Origin of the sequence: Streptomyces sp. NPDC088124 (assembly GCF_040685895.1) — a bacterium.
Classification (GTDB): Bacteria; Actinomycetota; Actinomycetes; order Streptomycetales; family Streptomycetaceae; genus Streptomyces.
Window position 1 is genome coordinate 37,052 of sequence record NZ_JBFBJB010000021.1, and the last position, 20,658, is coordinate 57,709.

Annotated in this window: 15 protein-coding genes; 10 read left to right on the forward strand and 5 right to left on the reverse strand. The window is 71.5% G+C overall.

Features of this window, described 5'->3' with window-relative positions:
• The first annotated feature begins 159 nt into the window (after positions 1-159).
• The 8 genes from AB0P17_RS18925 to AB0P17_RS18960 all read left to right on the forward strand — a co-directional run bounded on the left by AB0P17_RS18925 (position 160) and on the right by AB0P17_RS18960 (position 11,311).
• Positions 160-4,245, forward strand: a complete 4,086-nt coding sequence (locus AB0P17_RS18925; RefSeq protein WP_365812320.1) for a nitrate- and nitrite sensing domain-containing protein — start codon at positions 160-162, stop codon at positions 4,243-4,245.
• A gap of 9 nt (positions 4,246-4,254) precedes the next feature.
• Positions 4,255-4,668 carry a roadblock/LC7 domain-containing protein gene (locus tag AB0P17_RS18930; protein WP_030351794.1) on the forward strand — a complete coding sequence of 138 codons (414 nt, stop codon included), beginning with the start codon at positions 4,255-4,257 and terminating at the stop codon, positions 4,666-4,668.
• 106 nt (positions 4,669-4,774) lie between these two features.
• Positions 4,775-5,182, forward strand: coding sequence for a DUF742 domain-containing protein (locus tag AB0P17_RS18935; RefSeq protein ID WP_319683976.1), 408 nt, complete (start codon positions 4,775-4,777; stop codon positions 5,180-5,182).
• Entirely contained in the window at positions 5,163-5,744 is a 582-nt protein-coding gene (locus tag AB0P17_RS18940) for an ATP/GTP-binding protein (protein ID WP_365812323.1), read from the forward strand. The genes AB0P17_RS18935 and AB0P17_RS18940 overlap by 20 nt, the downstream gene beginning before the upstream one ends.
• A gap of 338 nt (positions 5,745-6,082) precedes the next feature.
• Positions 6,083-9,577 carry a nitrate- and nitrite sensing domain-containing protein gene (locus tag AB0P17_RS18945; protein WP_365812326.1) on the forward strand — a complete coding sequence of 1,165 codons (3,495 nt, stop codon included), beginning with the start codon at positions 6,083-6,085 and terminating at the stop codon, positions 9,575-9,577.
• Positions 9,578-9,587: 10 nt separating this feature from the next.
• Positions 9,588-10,001: a roadblock/LC7 domain-containing protein gene (locus AB0P17_RS18950; protein WP_010984131.1), complete on the forward strand. Its 414-nt coding sequence runs from the start codon at positions 9,588-9,590 to the stop codon at positions 9,999-10,001.
• 103 nt (positions 10,002-10,104) lie between these two features.
• Positions 10,105-10,749 carry a DUF742 domain-containing protein gene (locus AB0P17_RS18955; protein ID WP_365812328.1) on the forward strand — a complete coding sequence of 215 codons (645 nt, stop codon included), beginning with the start codon at positions 10,105-10,107 and terminating at the stop codon, positions 10,747-10,749.
• Positions 10,730-11,311 (forward strand): ATP/GTP-binding protein, encoded by a 582-nt coding sequence (locus tag AB0P17_RS18960; protein ID WP_031229389.1) that lies wholly within the window; start codon positions 10,730-10,732, stop codon positions 11,309-11,311. The genes AB0P17_RS18955 and AB0P17_RS18960 overlap by 20 nt, the downstream gene beginning before the upstream one ends.
• A 187-nt stretch (positions 11,312-11,498) precedes the next feature.
• Here AB0P17_RS18960 and AB0P17_RS18965 read toward each other — a convergent pair whose 3' ends face one another.
• The 3 genes from AB0P17_RS18965 to AB0P17_RS18975 all read right to left on the reverse strand — a co-directional run bounded on the left by AB0P17_RS18965 (position 11,499) and on the right by AB0P17_RS18975 (position 15,949).
• Positions 11,499-11,702: an acyl-CoA carboxylase subunit epsilon gene (locus tag AB0P17_RS18965; protein WP_365812330.1), complete on the reverse strand. Its 204-nt coding sequence runs from the start codon at positions 11,700-11,702 to the stop codon at positions 11,499-11,501.
• Positions 11,703-11,757: 55 nt separating this feature from the next.
• Positions 11,758-13,341 (reverse strand): acyl-CoA carboxylase subunit beta, encoded by a 1,584-nt coding sequence (locus tag AB0P17_RS18970; RefSeq protein ID WP_365812332.1) that lies wholly within the window; start codon positions 13,339-13,341, stop codon positions 11,758-11,760.
• A 190-nt stretch (positions 13,342-13,531) separates the two neighbouring features.
• Positions 13,532-15,949 (reverse strand): polysaccharide lyase 8 family protein, encoded by a 2,418-nt coding sequence (locus tag AB0P17_RS18975; protein ID WP_365812334.1) that lies wholly within the window; start codon positions 15,947-15,949, stop codon positions 13,532-13,534.
• A gap of 430 nt (positions 15,950-16,379) precedes the next feature.
• On the opposite strand from AB0P17_RS18975, the gene AB0P17_RS18980 reads away from it, so the two are divergent.
• On the forward strand, positions 16,380-17,585 hold the full coding sequence (locus tag AB0P17_RS18980; protein ID WP_365812336.1) for a glycoside hydrolase family 64 protein: 1,206 nt from the start codon (positions 16,380-16,382) through the stop codon (positions 17,583-17,585).
• 95 nt (positions 17,586-17,680) lie between these two features.
• On the opposite strand, the gene AB0P17_RS18985 is transcribed toward AB0P17_RS18980, so the two are convergent.
• Positions 17,681-18,190 carry a hypothetical protein gene (locus AB0P17_RS18985; protein WP_365812338.1) on the reverse strand — a complete coding sequence of 170 codons (510 nt, stop codon included), beginning with the start codon at positions 18,188-18,190 and terminating at the stop codon, positions 17,681-17,683.
• Positions 18,191-18,441: 251 nt separating this feature from the next.
• On the opposite strand from AB0P17_RS18985, the gene AB0P17_RS18990 reads away from it, so the two are divergent.
• Positions 18,442-19,059, forward strand: coding sequence for a YceI family protein (locus AB0P17_RS18990; RefSeq protein WP_365812340.1), 618 nt, complete (start codon positions 18,442-18,444; stop codon positions 19,057-19,059).
• Between the two features lie 98 nt (positions 19,060-19,157).
• Here the strand turns inward: AB0P17_RS18990 and AB0P17_RS18995 are convergent, their stop codons facing one another.
• The gene (locus tag AB0P17_RS18995; protein ID WP_365812342.1) at positions 19,158-20,531 is read right to left on the reverse strand and encodes a hypothetical protein; all 1,374 of its coding nucleotides are present in this window, start codon (positions 20,529-20,531) and stop codon (positions 19,158-19,160) included.
• Positions 20,532-20,658 lie beyond the last annotated feature (127 nt).

Consider the following 20,658-nt stretch of genomic DNA (forward strand, 5'->3'; position numbering starts at 1 on the left):
CCGGCGCGCAGGGGCGCAACGCAGCGCCGAGTGGCGGTGGGGAAGGGGAGCAGCGCCGGTCACTCACGACCATCATCGGGGTGCGTTTCCGCGCCCCACGACGCCGACACCGTTCCGCCGTTCAGCGGGGGAACGCCTGGTCCAGAGGTTGCGACGCTAGTGCAGGGACGTTACAAGAGGGATGGCAGCGCTGCGGCGGAGCAGGAGCACCGCGGCGGTTCCGACCGCGGCTCCTCGCCCCAGCACACCCAGAACCCGGGCCCGGCTCCGTCGGGCGACCACAGCGGCGGCCGGGGCGGTCGCCCCGGTCCGGGACAGAGCGGCCTCGGCGCGCCTCCTACGCCGCCGCCTCCGCAGACGGTGCCGAACGCCAAGTCACCGAACGACCCGGGGAACCGAATAGCCCTGCGCAACTGGCGCATCAGCACCCGCCTCGTGGCGCTGCTGACCCTGCCGGTGGTCGCGGCCACCACGCTGGGCGGGCTGCGTATCAACGAGTCGCTGAACGACATGCAGCAGCTCGAACACATGCAGCTGCTCACCAAGATGACCAAAGAGGCGACCGCGCTCTCGCAGGCGCTCCAGGCGGAGCGTGACGAGTCGGCCGGCCCGCTGACCAACGGCGCGAACCCCAAGGACTTCAAGGTCCAGGACCGCCGGGCCAAGACCGACCGGGCCAAGAAGGCGTTCCTCGACGCCACGGTCGACATCGGCAACACCGACGGCGACCAGGCGCTGGAGAGCATCCGCTCGAACGTCAACCAGATCGCCACCCAGGTCAACCGGATCAACACCATCCGCAAGGACGCCTACGTCGGCTCGGGTTCGGACTCCCTGACCGTCGACGCGTACGACGGACTGATCACCTCGCTGCTGAGCCTCTCGCAGGACATGGCGCAGGCGACCAACAACCCGGAAATGATCAAGCGGACCCGCGCGCTCGCCGCGTTCTCGTCCGCCAAGGAGTACGCGTCGATCCAGCGGGCGATCATCGCCGCCGCGCTGCCCGCCGACCCGTCGACCAAGGGCAAGCTGGGCGAGAACGACCGGCTGTACGGTCTGGCCGCGGCGACGAAGGAGAAGAACGCCCTCACCTCCTTCAGCTTCCTGTACGAGTCGATGGGCGGCGACGCCGAAGAGCTGATGGCCCCGCTCAACGGGCAGGGCAACCCCGAGATCCAGTCGTCCGAGAAGTACGCGGACCGCGTGCTCGGCTCGACCGACGGCCTCGGGAGCCAGCCCAACCGCTCGTACCTGGACTGGACCGACCAGGCGTCCACCCGGATCAACGCGATGAAGACCATCGAGGCGACGCTGCTCGGTGAGATGGAGAGCAAGGCCCGCGAGCTGCGCGACTCGTCGCAGCGTGACGCGATCCTCAACGCCGCGCTGATCCTCGTCGTCCTCGGTGTCTCGCTCGTCGGCGCCTTCGTGGTCGCCCGGTCCATGATCCGCTCGCTGCGCCGCCTCCAGGACACGGCCACCCGGGTCGCCCAGGACCGGCTGCCCGAGCTGGTCAAGCAGCTCTCCGACTCCGACCCGCAGGACGTCGACACCTCCGTCGAGTCGGTGGGTGTGCACTCCAGGGACGAGATCGGAAAGGTCGCCGCGGCCTTCGACGACGTGCACCGCGAGGCGGTCCGGCTCGCCGCCGAGCAGGCCCTGCTCCGGGGCAACGTCAACGCGATGTTCACCAACCTCTCGCGCCGCAGCCAGGGCCTCATCCAGCGTCAGCTCTCGCTCATCTCCGAACTGGAGTCCCGCGAGGCCGACCCGGACCAGCTCTCCTCGCTGTTCAAGCTGGACCACCTCGCGACCCGTATGCGCCGTAACGGCGAGAACCTCCTCGTCCTCGCGGGCGAGGAGCCGGGCCGCCGCTGGACCCGCCCCGTACCGCTGGTCGACGTGCTCCGTGCCGCCGCCTCCGAGGTGGAGCAGTACGAGCGCATCGAGCTGGCCTCCGTACCGACGACCGAGGTCGCCGGGCGCGTCGTCAACGACCTCGTGCACCTGCTCGCCGAGCTGCTGGAGAACGCGACGTCGTTCTCCTCGCCGCAGACGAAGGTCCGCGTCACGGGTCACGCGCTGCCCGACGGCCGGGTGCTGGTGGAGATCCACGACACCGGCATCGGCCTCTCCCCCGAGGATCTCGCGGCGATCAACGAGCGGCTGGCCTCGCCGCCCACCGTGGACGTCTCGGTCTCGCGCCGCATGGGTCTGTTCGTGGTCGGCCGGCTGTCGCTGCGCCACGGCATCAGGATCCAGCTCCGCCCCTCCGACTCCGGCGGTACGACCGCGCTGGTCATGCTGCCCGTCGATGTCGCCCACGGCGGCAAGAAGAACCCGGCCGGCCGGCCCGGTGCCCCCGGCCAGGGCGGTCCGCTCGGCCAGGCGCCCGCGGGCGGCGGCCAGCTCCCCGGCGCTCCCGGCGGCGGCCGTCCCGGGCTCGGTTCGGGCCCCGGCGGCGCGCCCGCGCCCGGTGGTCTGCCCGGCTCGGGCGCACCGCGCGGCCAGGTCGGCTCCGGTGCGGGGCCCCGTGCCGCGCTGCCCTCCCGCGACGGGTCGGGTGCCGGATCGCAGGGCGGCTCGCAGGATCCGCAGCGGCAGGGCTCGGGCCAGCCGAACATCTTCGCGCAGAACGCCTTCGGCCCCTCGTCGCAGGGTCCCTCGCAGGGCGGCGGGCAGGGCGGCCCCGGCCAGGGCCAGCAGCGCCAGGACGGTCCGCACAGCGCCTTCGGCCAGAGCGGACCGGGCGGTCAGGGCAACCAGGCCGGCCAGAGCGGTCCCGGCAACCAGGGCAACCAGGGCAACCAGGGCCAGAACGGCTTCAGCGGGCGTGCCCAGAACGCCTTCCAGCAGGGCGGGGCACCCGACCGCAGCAGGCAGCTCCCGCCCCCCGGCGGACCGCGCGCCGAGCTGCCCGGCGGCAACCCGCAGCCGCAGCGCCCGCAGCGCCCTCCGGTCACCAGCTGGGGCAGCGACCAGCAGTCGGGGCGTGCCCCGCTGGACGCGCCGCGCGGCCACGAGGAGCACGAGTCCACCGGCCAGTTCGCCCGTCCGACGGGTGAGCGGCAGAACCCCGGCGCCACCTCCGAGTTCCCGCGCCCGGACTTCGACGGGCCCCGGCCCGACCAGAACGGCCCGCTCGGCGCCGGCCAGGACCCCGCGTCCACAACCCAGTTCCCCCGTCCCGACTTCAACGCCCCGGCCGGCTACTCCCCGGAGTACGGCGGGCAGCGTGGCGGCCAGACCGACGGCTCCGGCTTCCGCCCGTCGTCGGACTTCGGCTCCGAGCGGCAGGACTTCAACGCGCCGCGTCCGCCCGCGCCGGCCCCGGCGCCCGGCTCCGAGGGCGGCTACCGCCAGCCGAGTCTTCCGCCGCAGCCGCAGCCGGAGGCGCTGCCCCCGGCCTCCGGCCCCGGTGACGGCCGTACGCCGCTGTACGACACCCTGGAGACCAACTGGTTCCACGCCACCCAGGGCGGCGGACAGCAGGGCGGCGGAGCGGACGACGGCAGGTCGCCCCGCACCACGGACCCGGAGCGCCAGGAGAGCGGGCCGTCCCAGCAGTCACCGACCCCGCCGGTACCGCGGCGCGAGTCCGCGGGCGGCTCGGGCCTGAACGGCACGACGGACACCGGCGGCGCGGGCACGAACGGCACCAACGGCTCCGGCTCCGGCGGGTACACCACCGGCACCGGCGGCTACACCACCAACGGTTACGACGTCGGCGGGTCCGGCAGCGACGCCTTCGGCGCCGGCCGGCCGGGCACCGGCGGCTCCGACTCCCGGAACCAGGGCCAGGGCCAGGGCCTGAACCAGCGGCCCGGGCTCGGCGGACTGGGAGCGGGACACGGCTCCGGGACGAACGGCGCCGGCTTCAACTTCTCCAGCGGCAGTTCGGACTCGCGGGGTTCAGCCGCGGGCGGCGTGGGCGCCACCTCCTCCTGGCGCACCTCTCCCAACGACGAGCTGGTACGCCAGGCAGAGCGGGCCAAAAAGCCCCAGTCCGGCGGCATCACCACCTCCGGTCTGCCCCGCAGGGTGCCGCGTGCCAACCTGGTGCCCGGTACCGCGCAGGAACAGAACACCCAGGCCGGTCCGCAGGTCTCCCGTGCGCCCGCTGACGTGCGCGGCCGGCTGACCAATCTCCGTCGGGGCATCCAGCAAGGTCGTCAGGCGGGCAACACCGGCCCGGCGAGCAACGGATTCAACCTCGGCACCTCTCACCAGCAGGAGCGTTAGTTGAGTCCGATGAGTCAGGCTGCGCAGAATCTGAACTGGTTGATCACCAATTTCGTGGACAACACCCCTGGGGTGTCCCACACCGTGGTGGTCTCCGCAGACGGACTTCTGCTGGCCATGTCCGAGGGCTTCCCCCGCGACCGCGCCGATCAGCTCGCGGCCGTGGCATCCGGGCTGACCTCGCTCACCGCGGGGGCGTCCCGGATCTTCGAAGGCGGCCCGGTCAACCAGACCGTGGTGGAGATGGAGCGCGGCTTCCTCTTCCTGATGTCCGTCTCCGACGGTTCCTCCCTGGCGGTCCTCGCCCACCCCGAGTGCGACATCGGTCTGGTGGGTTATGAAATGGCCCTCCTGGTCGACCGCGCCGGTACGGTCCTCACACCGGACCTGCGCGCCGAGCTCCAGGGAAGTCTGCTGCACTGACCTTTCCAGGAACTCCCCAGCCACTTACCGTCAGGCCGCCCAACCGGCCCCCCACCGGCCAAGTCAGACGGCACGTAGACATCTTGCTGTCACGCCCGGAGGATTCATGACCCCGCCACCCGCCTCTCACGATCCGTACGGCGTCTCTGTCGACGCCTCGTACGGTCCTGAGGGCGATCAGCCGCTGGTACGTCCGTACGCCATGACCGGCGGCCGGACCCGGCCGCGGTACCAGCTCGCCATCGAGGCGCTGGTCAGTACGACCGCGGACCCCGCGCATCTCGCCACCCTGCTCCCCGAGCACCAGCGGATCTGCCACCTGTGCCGCGAGGTCAAGTCGGTGGCCGAGGTGTCGGCGCTGCTGACGATGCCGCTCGGTGTCGCCCGCATCCTGGTGGCCGACCTGGCGGAGGCCGGCATGGTGGCCATCCACCAGCCGGGCAACGGAGAGGCCGGCGGCACGCCGGATGTGACACTGCTCGAAAGGGTGCTCAGTGGACTTCGCAAGCTCTAGCGGCGGTGCGGCCCGATCGACCACCAGCGCGAAGATCGTGGTGGCGGGCGGCTTCGGCGTGGGCAAGACCACGTTCGTGGGCGCCGTCTCGGAGATCAACCCGCTGCGTACCGAAGCCGTCATGACCAGCGCCTCCGCCGGCATCGACGACCTCACCCACACCGGAGACAAGACCACCACCACCGTGGCCATGGACTTCGGACGCATCACCCTCGACCAAGACCTCATCCTCTACCTCTTCGGCACCCCCGGACAGGACCGCTTCTGGTTCATGTGGGACGACCTCGTCCGCGGCGCCATCGGCGCCGTCGACCTCGTCGACACCCGCCGCCTCGCCGACTGCTTCCCCGCCGTCGACTACTTCGAAAACTCAGGACTCCCCTTCGTCATCGCCCTCAACGGCTTCGACGGACACCAGCCCTACACCCCCGACGAAGTACGCGAAGCACTCCAGATCGGCCCCGACACCCCCATCATCACCACCGACGCCCGCCACCGCGCCGACGCCAAAAGCGGACTCATCACCCTCGTCGAACACGCCCTCATGGCACGACTGAAGTAGACGGTGCGCTACGGCACTTGCCGTAGACATACCCGGAGGTGGGCCATGTCCTTTGACACGGCCCGCCTCTGTGTTCATAACATTTCGACAGAGGTTTCACGCTCTCCGGCCACCCGGCGCACTCGCCCGGTGCCCCTGCGCACATGGCAGCCCCGCTTTTTGGCGGGGCTCGCTCTTTATGCCCGTTTTACGTGAGGCATGTACCACAAGGAATGGCTGATTCCCGCTGTTTGGAAAGGGGGCGCCCCCCGTGCTGGAATTCGAGAACTCCCGAGTAGTACGGCCCTGAACGAAACACGGCACAGCGTAGGTGCCGACGCCGAGAGGTTGTTGGTCGAGTGAGGCGAAGCACGACGAGCTCCGCGGAGCAGAAGGCGCGGGGCAACTTCACCCCGCCGCCGCCGCGCGCAGCGGCGCCTGCCGTCACGACCGGCCCGCCCGCCGCGGCCGGCAGCCCCAGCCCGTTCTCCCCGCGCAACTGGCGGGTGACCACCCGGCTGTACGCGATCCTCCTGGTCCCCGTCATGGTCGGCCTGGTCATGGGGGGATTCCAGGTCAAGGGCTCGATCGACACGTGGCAGGAGGCGCAGGACGCGCAGAAGACGGCCCTTGTCGTGCGGGCCGCATCCGAGTACGGACACGCGCTGCTCAACGAGCGCGATCTCACCGCGCAGTCCCTGCTCACCAACAAACGGGACGCCGAGGTCGTCACCGAGAGCTACGCGGCCACGGACGCGGCGAAGAAGAAGTTCGACCTCGCGGTGCAGGAGCTGCCCGCGGACGAGGGCCTCGAACGCCGGATCGGCCTCTTCCGCAGCTCGGAGCCGACGCTGGAGAACATCCGGAAGACCGCGTACACCGCCGGGGTGGAGACCCCGGACAAGAGTGGCGGCAACGGCGGTCCCGTGGCCACCGAAGAGGCGTACGTGCCGCTGGAGCACACGCTCATGCAGCTCTCCAACGAACTGGGCCTGGGCACCGGGAACATCACCAGTTACGGCCGCACCGTCTACGCCATCGGGCTGGCCAAGGGCGCCGAGTCGCTCCAGCGCTCCATCGGGACGCACCTGCTGGTCAGGCCGAGCCAGAAGGCCGACGTCAAGACCGGCCAGACGATCGCGTTCTCCTCGTACGCCTATCTGGAGGACGTCGCCGTCGGCGAGTACGTCTCCGGCGGCACGCAGTCGGACGCCGTCAGGCTCCAGGAGGTCATGACCGCGCAGGCGGCCGCCGGGGCCAAGGAGATCGCCTCGGCACAGCAGCAGGCCGCCGCCGCGGGCAAGGAGTTCACGGCGCCGCCCGCCAAGGACGGCTCCGTCTACGACGGCATGGTGGCGGCGATCGCCAGCGGCGACTCCCCCGAGCAGCTCGCCCAGCGCGGGGTCACCCCGGAGACCTGGATGGCGGCCTCCACCGCCAAGTTCGAGGGGTACAACACGATCGAGACGGAGCTGGTCGACAAGGCCGTCGCGGAGGCGTCCTCGATCGCCGACAACGCCAGGAACAACGCGATCATCAACGGCGCGATCGTGCTGATCGCCCTGCTGGCCGCCTTCATCCTGGCCGGGATGATGGCGCGGCAGATGAGCCGGTCGATGCTGTCGCTGCGTACGGCCGCCTTCGGGATCGCCGAGCAGCGGCTGCCGATGCTGGTCGACCAGCTCTCGCGGGCCGAGCCCGGCCGGGTCGACACCCGGGTGCAGCCCATCCCGATCGACTCGCGCGACGAGATAGGCGAGGTCGCCCGCGCCTTCGACCAGGTCCACCGCGAGGCGGTGCGGCTCGCGGCCGAGCAGGCGATGCTCCGCGGCAACGTCAACGCGATCTTCACCAATCTCTCACGCCGTAACCAGTCGCTGATCGAGGGCCAGTTGACCCTCATCTCCGACCTGGAGAACAACGAGGGGGACCCGGACCAGCTGGAGAACCTCTTCAAGCTGGACCACCTGGCGACGCGGATGCGCCGCAACGGCGAGAACCTGCTCGTCCTCGCGGGCGAGGAGCCCGGCCGCCGCTGGAACCAGCCGGTGCCGCTGGTGGACGTCCTGCGCGCCGCCTCCTCCGAGGTGGAGTCGTACGAGCGCATCGAGCTGACCGGGGTCCCCGAGACGGAGATCCACGGCCAGGCCGTCACCGACCTCGTGCACCTGCTCGCCGAGCTGCTGGAGAACGCCACCACGTTCTCCTCGCCGCAGACGAAGGTCCGGGTCACGGCGACCCGGCTGCCCGACGGCCGGGTGATGATCGAGATCCACGACAAGGGGATCGGTCTCACCGCCGAGGACTTCGCCGACATCAACCACAAGCTGGCCAACCCGCCGACGGTGGACGCCACGGTCTCCCAGCGCATGGGGCTGTTCGTGGTCGGCCGGCTCGCCGAGCGGCACGGCGTACGGGTCCAGCTCCGCCCCTCGGGCGAGCAGGCGGGCACGACGTCCCTGGTCATGCTGCCGGACGCGATCACGCACGGCGGCGGGGGCGGCGCCCCCGGCCAGGGCGAGGACTTCACCGTCTCGCAGATCATGCCGGACCAGCCGAACCTCGAGGAGGAGGAGCAGGCCTTCCCGACCGCTCCGATGCTGACCGCGGCGGAGCTGGGCTTCGACGACTCGCGGTACGAGCAGCAGCCCGCGGCGGCGGAGCAGTCGGCGCGGCTCGACCCGGTCAACCGCTCGCTCAAGCGCGACGAGCGGCGCGCGGCCCTCGGGGCGCCTCCGCAGAACGCCGCGGGCGACCAGCCGCTCTTCCAGGACCAGGTGGACGGTCAGTTCCGCGAGGAGTCCACCGGCGGGTACGAGCAGGGGAATCCGCCGTACGAGCCGGGGCGCGAGCAGGGATACGCGCCCCAGCAGCCCGCGCCCGGGGCGGACTTCTCCGCCCCCACGGCCGAGTTCACCACGGGCGGGTTCGAGGAGTACCGCGCGTCCGACACGTACCAGCAGACCGGTACGTACCAGCCGTCCGACGGGTACCAGCAGCCCGACACGTACCAGCAGTCCGACGCGTTTCTCCCGCAGCAGGGGACCCCGGGGCAGCAGGGGTATACGGAGTCCCCGTACCCCGCCGCGCAGGGCGCCGAGGGCACGTACGAGAATCTGTTCAACCCCCAGCCCCACCAGGGCGAGTGGGCCGATCAGAGTGCCTATCCGGGTACGTACGACGCCGAACGGCCGGCCGAACCGGAATCGGGCCTCGGCGCTCCCGAGAACCCCCGGGACAACGTAGGCTTGAACCGTCCGGGTCCCTCCCCGAGCACCAGTCACACACTGACGGACGCGGGTCTGCCGCGCCGTGGCAGCGGCCAGCCCCAGCAGCCGCAGCCGTCGGCGTCGTGGCAGCCCGCCGGTGAGGGCGAAGGACAGCCGGCCGGACAGACCTCGTCGACGGCGCTGAACGGCCGGAGCACCACCTCGGGCAACTTCCAGGACGAGCAGAGCCAGCAGAGCCTTGAGCAGGACAAGGGAGGCGGCGAGGGGATCACCCCGAGCAGCGGCCTTGGCGACAACCGGACCAACGGGCAGGTGGGGCCGACCGGTTCCGACGACTGGCGCGTGCGGAACGACGAGCGGTTCCAGCGCGCGGAGAAGCTCCGTGAGCCCAAGGCCGGCGGTGTCACCTCGTCCGGTCTGCCGCGCCGCGTGCCCAAGGCCAACCTGGTCGAGGGCGCGGCGGAGCAGACCACGCACAACGGCCCCCAGGTCTCCCGCGCCCCGGAGGACATCCGGGGCAGGCTGAGCAACCTGCGACGCGGCGTCGAGCGGGGCCGCAACGCCGGAGCGGACAAGAACGGACCGGGCCGTGGCCCGGGCAGTACCTACAACCAGGAGCGTTAGTGTGAGCCCGATGAGCCAGGCGGCGCAGAATCTGAACTGGTTGATCACCAACTTTGTGGACAACACCCCCGGGGTGTCCCACACGGTGGTGGTCTCCGCCGACGGACTCCTGCTCGCCATGTCCGAAGGATTCCCGCGCGACCGCGCCGATCAGCTCGCGGCCGTGGCCTCCGGGCTGACCTCGCTGACCGCGGGGGCGTCCCGGATCTTCGAGGGCGGGGCCGTGAACCAGACCGTCGTCGAGATGGAGCGCGGTTTCCTCTTCCTCATGTCCATCTCCGACGGCTCCTCGCTGGCCGTACTCGCCCACCCCGAGGCCGACATCGGCCTGGTCGGGTACGAGATGGCCCTCCTGGTCGACCGTGCGGGTACGGTCCTGACCCCGGACCTGCGTGCGGAGCTCCAGGGAAGTCTGCTGAACTGACAGACAGTGCGCTGTTCGCCGCCGCACCATTAGGGTGCGGTGGCGCGGATCTCACAGGTCCGCCAGGATCGGGCCCGGCGCCCCGGCACTCGGAGGAGGAAACGTGGCTACACCCCCAGGTGGGCATCACTACGACGGTGGCCCCCGGTCTCCGGGTGAGCATGCCCAGAACCGGTTCAACTTTCCCTCCACGCCCAGCGGACAGGGCGGCGGTCAGGGCGAGCCGAGCCATGACCAGGGCGGGCAGGGCCACGGCGGGCAGGGTGGCGGCCGCGGCGCACCTCAGCGGCAGTCGTACCAACCCCCGCCCCCGCCGCAGTCGTACGAGTACGACGAGCCCCGGCAGCCGCGCATCCAGCCGGTGCAGCCGAGGCGTTCACCGGAAGCCGAGCCTTCCATGGGCGCGCACAACCCGTTGGTGCGCCCGTACGCCATGACCGGCGGCCGGACCCGGCCGCGTTACCAGCTCGCCATCGAGGCGCTGGTCAGTACGACGGCTGATCCGTCCCAGTTGCAGGGGCAGTTGCCCGAGCATCAGCGGATCTGCCAGCTGTGTTTCGAGATCAAATCGGTCGCCGAAGTCTCGGCGCTCCTCTCCATCCCCCTCGGCGTGGCCCGGATCCTCGTTGCCGACCTGGCGGAGGCGGGCCTTGTCGCCATCCATCAGCCCGGTGGCGACGAGGCCACCGGTGGCCAGCCAGACGTGACACTGCTCGAAAGGGTGCTCAGTGGACTTCGCAAGCTCTAGCGGCGGTGCGGCCCGATCGACCACCAGCGCGAAGATCGTGGTGGCGGGCGGCTTCGGCGTGGGCAAGACCACGTTCGTGGGCGCCGTCTCGGAGATCAACCCGCTGCGTACCGAAGCCGTCATGACCAGCGCCTCCGCCGGCATCGACGACCTCACCCACACCGGAGACAAGACCACCACCACCGTGGCCATGGACTTCGGACGCATCACCCTCGACCAAGACCTCATCCTCTACCTCTTCGGCACCCCCGGACAGGACCGCTTCTGGTTCATGTGGGACGACCTCGTCCGCGGCGCCATCGGCGCCGTCGTCCTCGTCGACACCCGCCGCCTCGCCGACTGCTTCCCCGCCGTCGACTACTTCGAAAACTCAGGACTCCCCTTCGTCATCGCCCTCAACGGCTTCGACGGACACCAGCCCTACACCCCCGACGAAGTACGCGAAGCACTCCAGATCGGCCCCGACACCCCCATCATCACCACCGACGCCCGCCACCGCGCCGACGCCAAAAGCGGACTCATCACCCTCGTCGAACACGCCCTCATGGCACGACTCCGTTAGTCACGGACGCACGGACCCACGGACGCCCGGCGCCCTCACGGCGCCGGGCACCGCCGTTTCCGTGGACCGTACGGACGGCTGCGGACGCTGTGCCCCTGCGGACGCTGTGGAGGCGCATGACGGAGCCCCCGCACTCTCATATCGAGTGCGGGGGCTCCGTCGTGTCCGCTCACGAGCGGCGGGCGGGTCAGCCCTGCCAGCTGTGCGGGGCACGGAAGCCGGGGGTGCGCTCCAGACGGCGCCAGCCGGCGGTGGAACGGCCGCGGTGCACCGGGGTCTCGGGCGTGGCGGCGGCGCGGGCCAGCAGGATCGCGGTGATCGCGGCCAGCTCCTCGGGGTCGGCGTGGCCCTTCTCTACGCGCAGCAGGGACTCGTTCGTGGCATCGCTCATGGAGTCGTGTCTCCGTTGGTCTCGGCAGGGACGGCGGGGCGCGCGGGGCGCCGCGTCACTGCGGGGGGTTGCCGTGCTTGCGGGACGGCAGGTCCGCGTGCTTGGTACGGAGCATCGCGAGCGCGCCCGCGAGGACCTCACGGGTCTCCGCGGGGTCGATGACGTCGTCGACGAGGCCGCGCTCCGCGGCGTAGTAGGGGTGCATCAGCTCGGCCTTGTACTCCTTGACCATGCGCGCGCGCATGGCCTCGGAGTCCTCGGCCTCGGCGATCTGCCTGCGGAAGATGACGTTGGCGGCACCTTCGGCGCCCATCACCGCGATCTCGTTGGTGGGCCAGGCATAGGTGAGGTCCGCCCCGATGGACTGGGAGTCCATGACGATGTACGCGCCTCCGTACGCCTTGCGCAGGATCAGGGAGATCCTCGGCACGGTCGCGTTGCAGTATGCGTAGAGCAGTTTGGCGCCGTGCCGGATGATTCCGCCGTGTTCCTGGTCGACCCCCGGGAGGAACCCGGGCACGTCCAGCAACGTAACGATCGGGATGTTAAAAGCATCGCACATCTGGACAAAGCGCGCAGCTTTCTCCGATGCCTCGATGTCCAGGACCCCGGCCAGGGACTGCGGCTGGTTGGCGACGATGCCGATGACCTGGCCGTCGAGCCGGGCCAGCGCGCAGACGATGTTGCGGGCCCACCGCTCGTGGATCTCCAGGTAGTCGCCGTCGTCGACGAGTTCCTCGATGACCTTGTGCATGTCGTACGGGCGGTTGCCGTCGGCGGGCACGAGGTCGAGCAGGATGTCGGAGCGGCGGTCCGCCGGGTCCTCGGAGACGACCGTGGGCGGGTTCTCGCGGTTGTTCTGCGGGAGCATCGACAGGAGGTAGCGCACCTCGGCGATGCAGGTCTCCTCGTCGTCGTACGCGAAGTGCGCGACGCCCGAGGTCTCGGCGTGGACGTCCGCGCCGCCCAGGCCGTTCTGGGTGATCTCCTCGCCGGTCACGGCCTTGACCACGTCGGGGCCCGTGATGAACATCTGCGAGGTCTCGCGGACCATGAAGACGAAGTCGGTGAGCGCGGGGCTGTAGGCCGCGCCGCCCGCGCACGGGCCGAGCATCACGCTGATCTGCGGGATGACACCGGAGGCGCGGGTGTTGCGCTGGAAGATGCCGCCGTACCCGGCGAGCGCGGAGACGCCCTCCTGGATGCGTGCGCCCGCGCCGTCGTTGAGCGAGACCAGGGGGGCACCGGCCGAGATGGCCATGTCCATGATCTTGTGGATCTTGGTGGCGTGGGCCTCACCGAGGGCGCCGCCGAAGATCCGGAAGTCGTGGGCGTAGACGAAGACCGTACGGCCCTCCACCGTGCCCCAGCCGGTGATCACACCGTCGGTGTACGGCTTCTTCGCCTCCAGGCCGAAGCCGGTCGCCCGGTGCCTGCGGAGCTGCTCGACCTCCTTGAACGATCCCTCGTCGAGCAGCAGCTCGATGCGCTCGCGGGCGGTGAGCTTGCCCTTGGCGCGCTGGGCCTCGGTCGCGCGGTCGCTGGGGCCTCGGCGGGCCGCCTCGCGCAGCGCGTGCAGTTCCGCCACACGGCCCCGGGCGTCGATGGGCTCGCTCGGCGTCTCGTCCACTACGGTCATGTCCCAACCCTACGAACACCTCCGAGGAATGCGCGCCGTCGACTCCACACAGTCTCCCGGCGGTATTCCTGGTGGGCATGGACAGAAACCGGGCCCGTTGCGGGGGCATCGGACAGCGCGCCACCCCCGCCGGTTGTAGGGATCCACCAGACAGAACCTCTGGGCGGAGATCGCCCGGACGGTGCGCCGGTCAGTGCGTCTCCATGGTGCAGGCGTGGGTGGCGCAGGCCGTTCCCGGGGTGACCCTCAGCCGTACCGTACGGCCCGTGGCGAGGACCTCGACGGCCGGGTCGTGGCTCGTGACGCGTCGTACGGGGCGGTGCGACCGGTCCCAGACGATCTCCAGCGGTTCCCCCGTACGGGGCGGCTCGGCGATGTGCAGGGTGGCGGTACGGCCCCGCTCCACGGCGAGGACGCTCGCGGGGGCGCTCGCGGTGAGCGGTCCCGCCGTTCCCGGACGCCAGAAGTTCGCGGCGACGCAGCCCAGGGAGCGGACCGCCACGGCCTGGGCGGCGTCGGTGTTGGCCAGGATCTCCAGCCAGTGCCGGTCGGCGGCGCGGGCGGTGACGGCGCGCCGGGAGGCGCCGGGCAGCAGCAGATAGGCGTACGAGGCGGCCACCGGGTCGGTGCCGTGGTCGAGCCAGAGACTCCGGTAGTGCCGGGTACGGCGTTCAGGTGAACTGGTGGTGTTGATGTCGCTCCACGCGCCGGTGCGCGCCTCGGCGAGGGTCCGTACCCGCGCGCCCCCGGGGAAGACCCATCCGCCGTGGCCGGCGAGATGGGCCCAACGAGGCCGGGGCCCGCCGGGGTCGAGCGTGAAGGCGGCGCCGGCCCGCTCCCCCAGATTGCGGTTGTCCACGATCGTCTCGACGGGCACCCCGTCCGTGGCGCGGATACCGGCGCCGAGGCAGACCACGGTGTCCGCGAGACAGAACCAGGACTTGCGGGCTTCGAGCGTGGAGCCGAGCCCCTTGAGGTGCTGCCCGACGGCGGCGTACGTCCCGTCGGTCGTGCCGCCGACCCACCGTACGGCGGGTTTCGGCTCGCCCCACTCGCCGCCCGCCCGGTCCGGGAGCCGCCGGGTGGAGACGGTCGTACCGGGCAGCCGGTACGGGTCGGCCGTGGGCCAGAACCAGTCTGTGTATTGGTCGGTGGACCGGTCGCTGGACCCGTCGCTGGACCGGTTGTCGCCCTGGTCCCCGCACCACCACAGGAGCATCCCGGCGCCGGTGTGCCAGCCGCGCGGGTTCTCGCCGTTGCCGCACTCGTAATGGGCGATCCGGTCGGAGGCCATGGCGATGTTGGCGGCCCACCCGGGGCGCCGGTGCACGGCCCGGTCCATCGCGGCGAAGAGGGTGTGGCCGGTCGGTTCGGGAGCGGCGGGCACGCCCGACGCGGCGACGGCGCGCAGCCGGGCGAGATCGGCCACGTCGAACTGGCGGGCGGTGAGGACGGGCGACACGGTGTCCCGTTCGATCCACCCCTTGAGCAGCGCGGTCCAGCGCTCGCGCTCGGCTGCGCCCGCCGCGCCCGCGAGGAGCGCGATCGCGGCGATCACCCCCTGGCCATGGAAGTGGTCGCTCCGCATCACCTGCCGCTCGTCGCTCTTGAGGTAACCGCGGCTGACGGCACGCCCGTTGACGCTGTCCATCATCAGCCCGTCGTAGATGAGCGGGGCGTACGCGCGCTCCACGCTGTCGAGGACGATCTGCCGGGCCGGGTCGGTGACGGCCCAGGGCGATCCGGCGAGGAGGGTGAGGAGCCGGCCGAGACCGTCCAGCATGACCTGGCCGTACGTCCCGGAGTAGGCGACCCAGGTGTGCTGCACGAACGATCCGTCGGCGTAGAGCCCGTCGCCCTCCGTGACGTACGGGAAGACGGGCGAGAGCGCGTCGCGGGCGAGCGCGATCCGGTCGGGCGCCCGGCCGAGGACGCCGCGCAGGGCGACGGAGCGGCAGAGGTCGACGCGGTTGGCGCCGGTGCTGGTACCCGAGTAGTCGGCGAGCAGGGCGTCGGGGATGAAGTGGTCGACGGCGGCGGCGCCGACGGCGCGCTGCGCGTCGGTGAGCCGGTCGTACAGGACGGCGGTGATGTCCATGAGCAGCCGGGGACTGCCGATCCGCCACTCCCACCAGTTGCCGTAGGGGTCGGTCGCGGGGTGGTACACGGTCGCGGCGAGGTGGTCGAGCCCCCGGCGTACGGCGTCGAGGAGCCCGGGGTCCCCGGTGAGCCCGGTGCCCGGCTGGGCGTACGCGCGGGTCATGGTCCAGAGCCTGCTGTAGCTCTGGGTGATGCCGGCGGGCGGGTCGTACGGCCGGTCGGGCCAGAGGGAGGCGGCGGCCGGGGCCATCGTCCGCCGGAACCCGGCGGCCAGCTCGCCGGTCTCGGCGAGGCGGGAGGCATACGGTTCGGCGGCGGGGTCGTAGCCGGCGCCGAGGGAGAGCTCCACCCAGCGCAGCCGCAGCTCCTCGAACGGGTCGGCGGACGCACCGGCGCCGGGGGCGGGGGGCCCGGCCGCGTGGGCCGCGGCGTGCGGGAGGGAGCCCGCGCCGGTGGCGGCCAGGGCGGTGAGCACGGTACGGCGCGTCCAGGCGGGCGGCTGCGGCACGGGGGACCTCCGGAGCGGAAGTGGTATGGACCGGCTGCCCGTTGGTGTAGCACCGCCGGCGGGGGCTTTCAACGGGGAACGCGGCCGGAAGCGGGAGCGAGTGGCGCCGTACGGTCGAGGGCGCGGGGCCGGAAGCGGGGGCCGCGGAGTGGGAGCGAGGGCGCCGTACGGTGCGACGGCGCGGGCCGGAAGCGGGGGCCGCGGGGCGGAAGCGGGGGCCGCGGGGCGGAAGCGAAGGCGCGAAGGGGGCGGCAACTCCCTTCAGGGTGACCGCGTGTGACACACGGTCGGCTCGGCGCGGCCGTGTGAGAGCGCTCTCAGCCCCAGCTCTTGACTCGTTCCCCACCCACGGCGAGGCTGGGGGGCCACGCTGGGCGCCTCCTCCCACCCGCCGCGCCCTCGTGCACCCCCATGTATCAGGAGTACTTCCGTGATATCCCGCCGACTGTTCCTGACCGGCACGGCCGCCGCGGCGACGGCGCTCACCTACCCCGTCTGGGGAAGCGCTCTCAGCCCGCAGGCCTCGGCAGCCCCGGAGACCTGCGAACTCGCACTCCAGAACAAGTCGCTGCCCGGCACGGTCAACGCCTATGTGACCGGCCATGACCAGGCCACGGGCGGCTGGGTGCTGCTGCGCGCCGACGGCGGCGTCTACCGTCCCGAGTCGCCCGGCGCCCCGGGGACCCCGCTCCCGGTCGACTGCGCGATCCCGTTGAACCCGGCGGGCGGCGCCCCCGTCGTGCTGCGGCTGCCCCAGATGTTCGGCGCCCGCGTCTACTTCGTCCGCGACGACAAGCTGGACTTCTTCCTCAACCCGGGTCCCGCCCTGGTGGAGCCGGCGTTCGCGACCGAGGCGGACCCCAACTACGGCCGCACCTGGTCGTTCTGCGAGTTCACCTTCAACCAGGACCAGCTCTTCTCCAACATCAGCTATGTCGACCTGGTGACCGCACTGCCCATCGGCATCTCCCTGGAGGGCGACGCCACCCACACGGTCGCCCCGCTGCCCGAAGGCGCGCTGGAGCGGATCGCCGACGGGCTCACCGCGCAGGCGGCGAAGGACGGGCATCCGTGGGACAAGCTGGTCCTGCGCAACCCCGACGGGAAGGTGCTGCGGGTCATCTCGCCGCAGAACCTGCCCGGCCAGGCGGGGTTCGGCGGTGTCTTCGAGAGCTACGCCGACCAGGTCTGGGAGAAGTACCGCTCCACGGACCTGACGATCGACCTCCAGGGCGGCCGGGGCGTCTTCACCGGCCGGGTCAGCGGCGAGACGCTCACCTTCAACGGCGGCCACACCTTCGCCAAGCCGACCTCGATGGACATCTTCACCTGCAACAGCGGCCCGTTCGCGAACAACCCCGCGGACTCGGACGACAAGAAGGGCCTGCTCGCCCGGCTCGCGGCCGCCTTCAACCGCTCGACCCTGCTCACGCACACGCAGACGCCGAACGGCCTCACGGCGGCGGACTACTACCGGGACCCGGTGACCAATCACTTCGCCCGGATCGTGCACGACAACAACCCGGTCGGGTACGCGTTCCCGTACGACGATGTCCAGGCCGACGGCCAGCCGGACGTCTCGGGCGCGGCGCACGACGGCAACCCGCGCCGCTGGACGGTCTCGGTCGGCTCCTGACCACGGCCGTTCCCCCGGCGCGGCGGTGCCCCGTCTCTCCCCCGGTGACGGGCGGAGGGAGCGGGGCACCGCCGTGAGCGGAAGCCTGCGGAGCCTCAGCAGCCGCCGCAGTTGTAGTACGTGACGTCCCAGTGGTTGCCCTCGTCCGCGTAGACGTTGCCGGAGCCGGACTTCCACTGCGGGGCGCCGTCACCGCGCACCCCGATGTACGCGAAGGTGTTCTTGACGTAGTTGGTGACACACGTGGTCTTGCTGTAGTCGAGCTTGTAGCCGTTCCAGTGCGAGTACGTGCCACTGGCGTGGCCGGTCTCCGTACCTCCGGTGATGGTGAGGGCGCAGCCGGTGGCGCTCTTCAGCGTCTGCGCTCCCTTGGCCGTGTCCAGGTTGAGCTGGTCGAACGAGGTACAGCTCGCGTTGTTCCGGTCGGAGCAGCCACCGCTGGAGACCCAGCCGATGCCGGACGAGTTGAACATCGAGGTCGCCGTGGCGTGCGTGATCTTCGTGGCCGCCTGGGCGTCGGTGGCGGAGCTGAACACACCGAAACCGGGGGCGAAGAGCGCGCCCAGGACCAGGGCGAGGGCACTGAGGACGGAGCGGATTTTCATGGGGGGATGGCCTCCTGCTGAGAACCGTGACGTCGTGGCGTAGGCGGTGCGGTGGAGCAGGTGGTGCGGGCGGTACCGGCGGTGCGGGGCTGATCCTGCCCGATGTCTACGCGCGTCCGCCAGAGGATTCTCCTCACCCGTTCGTGTGAATCTCGCGATGTTGTTGAACTTCGAACGAGACAGGTCTAAGGTGAAACTCGTTGAAGGTTAAACAACGAACACAGGCACACGCCACCGCACCTGGAGGAATCATGGCTCTCTTCGGCCGCAAGAACGACAGCGAGGCCCCGGTCGCCACCGTCGAGGCGGATCCCGCCCTGGCCGCGCTGACCGGCGCGTACACCATCGACCCCGCGCACAGCACCATCAGCTTCACCGTGCGCCACGCCATGGTCACCAATGTGCGGGGCACCTTCACGGAGCACGAGGGCACGCTCCACCTGGACGGCTCGGCCCCGGCGAACTCCACGGCGACGCTCGACGTCTCGATCGCCAGCATCGACACGGGCGTGCCGGACCGTGACGGCCACCTGCGCGGCGCGGACTTCTTCGACGCCGAGACGTTCCCGACGATGGCCTTCCGCTCCACCGCCGCCGAGCAGATCGACGCCGAGACGTACCGCGTCACCGGCGACCTGACGATCAAGGACGTCACCCGGCCGCTCTCCATCGACCTGGAGTTCCACGGCTCGGCCACCGACGTGTACGGCAACGAGCGCGTCGGCTTCGAGGGCAGTGCGACGATCCTGCGCTCCGACTGGGGCCTGTCCTGGAACGCGGCGCTGGAGACCGGCGGCGTCCTGGTCAGCGACAAGGTGAAGCTGAACTTCGACATCTCCGCGATCAAGCAGGGCCCCGAGGCCGCCTGAGGCCGCGTGTGTACGGGGCGGGTACGCGACCGGGTGGAGTGCCGCGCAGGGCGGGGTGCGGTGCGGCGTGTGAGGTGGGGCGGGTCCGGCGGCCCTCGTCAGAAGCCGCCGTCGAACCCGCCGCCCCCGCCGAAGTCGCCGCCGCCCCCGAAGTCCCCTCCCCCGCCGAAACCGCCGCCCCCGAAGTCGTCCGGGTTGAAGTCCGCGCCCGAGTAGTCGCCGCCGGCGAAGCCGGAGCCGTCACCGCCGCCGAAGTCCGCGGCGTACGCGGGGCTCGCCATCATCGAACCGAGCATCGTGCCCACCAGCAGCCCCGGCAGCAGCCCGCCGCCGAAGTAGCCGCCGGCCCACGGGCCGTACGCCGGTCCCGCGTCCCAGTACGGGCGCGGCCCCTGGTCGGTCTGGACCGTACGGGTCATCGGGTCCTCGCCGTCGGCCAGCCGCGCCGCGTCGGCCGCGCAGACCGGGACCGTACGCCGGACCCCCGCGGGCGGGGACCACTCGGCGTCCGTGGTCGACGGGCCGTGGCGCGGGTCGAAGAAGCACGGCAGCCGGCGCTCCGGCAGCGGGGCGCCCGTCCGGCGCGCGGCCAGGGTGGCCAGCGAGAAGCGGCCGTCCTCCAGCGCCCGGGTCACCCCGCGCACGTCGTCGGGCCGCCGGGCCGAACCCATCAGCGACTTCGCCCGTTCGTACGCGTCCAGGGAGTGCTCGTAGTCGCCGCGCATCGCGTCGTCCGCGCCCGCCTCCGCGGGGTGGAAGTCGAGCCGGTCCAGCTCCTCGCCGAACGCGGTGATGTCCTCGTCCACGACGACCCGCAGCTTGTCCAGGGCCGCCTGCTCGCGCTCCAGCTGCTTCCGGCGGTTCCTGCGCGCCACGGCGTAGGCGCCCGCGCCGCCCACGACGACGACCGAGCCGAGCACGATCAGCCCGGCGGACGAACTGCCCCCGCCGTCGCCCGAGCCCGATCCGCCGTCCCAGGAGGCCGGGGCCTGGCCGCGGGTCTGTGGGAGCGCCTGGTCGACGAAGTCGGAGAGCTGGGTCGCGGCGTCGACGGGAGCGCCGCCCGCCTTGACCCCGGCGACCAGGTTCGAGACGGCCTGACGGGAGAGGACGGACGGGTCGGCGCCGGCGTTGAACCGGTCGCCGAGCCGGATGGCGTACAGCCCGGTCACTCCCGTGTCGGTCCGTACGGTACGGAGCACGCTCGCCGCCGGGAACCGCGCGGTGTCCGGGAGGACCGCCACGAACAGCGGTTTGTCGGCGTCCTTGATCTTCTTCGCCAGGGCATCGGCCTGGGCCGCCGAAAGCTGGTCCCTGGCCCCCGGATCCACATAGACCGGGCCCTTCTTCAGCGCCTCGGCCACGGTCTCGGGGCCCGTGGTGGCGGCCGACGCGCCGGGCGCCGCCACGAAGGCGGTGGCCGACAGAGCGAGAACCAGCCCGAACAGTATGGAAATCAGCCTCGACCTCATACGTCGACGCTACCCGAAGCGGGGCAATACCGGACGGGCAAAGACGGAGCAAAAGAAGAAGCACGCCGCGCGGACGGCCGGGCGGGGCGCGGACGGCCCCGAGAACCGGCGCCCGCGCGCCGCGCCC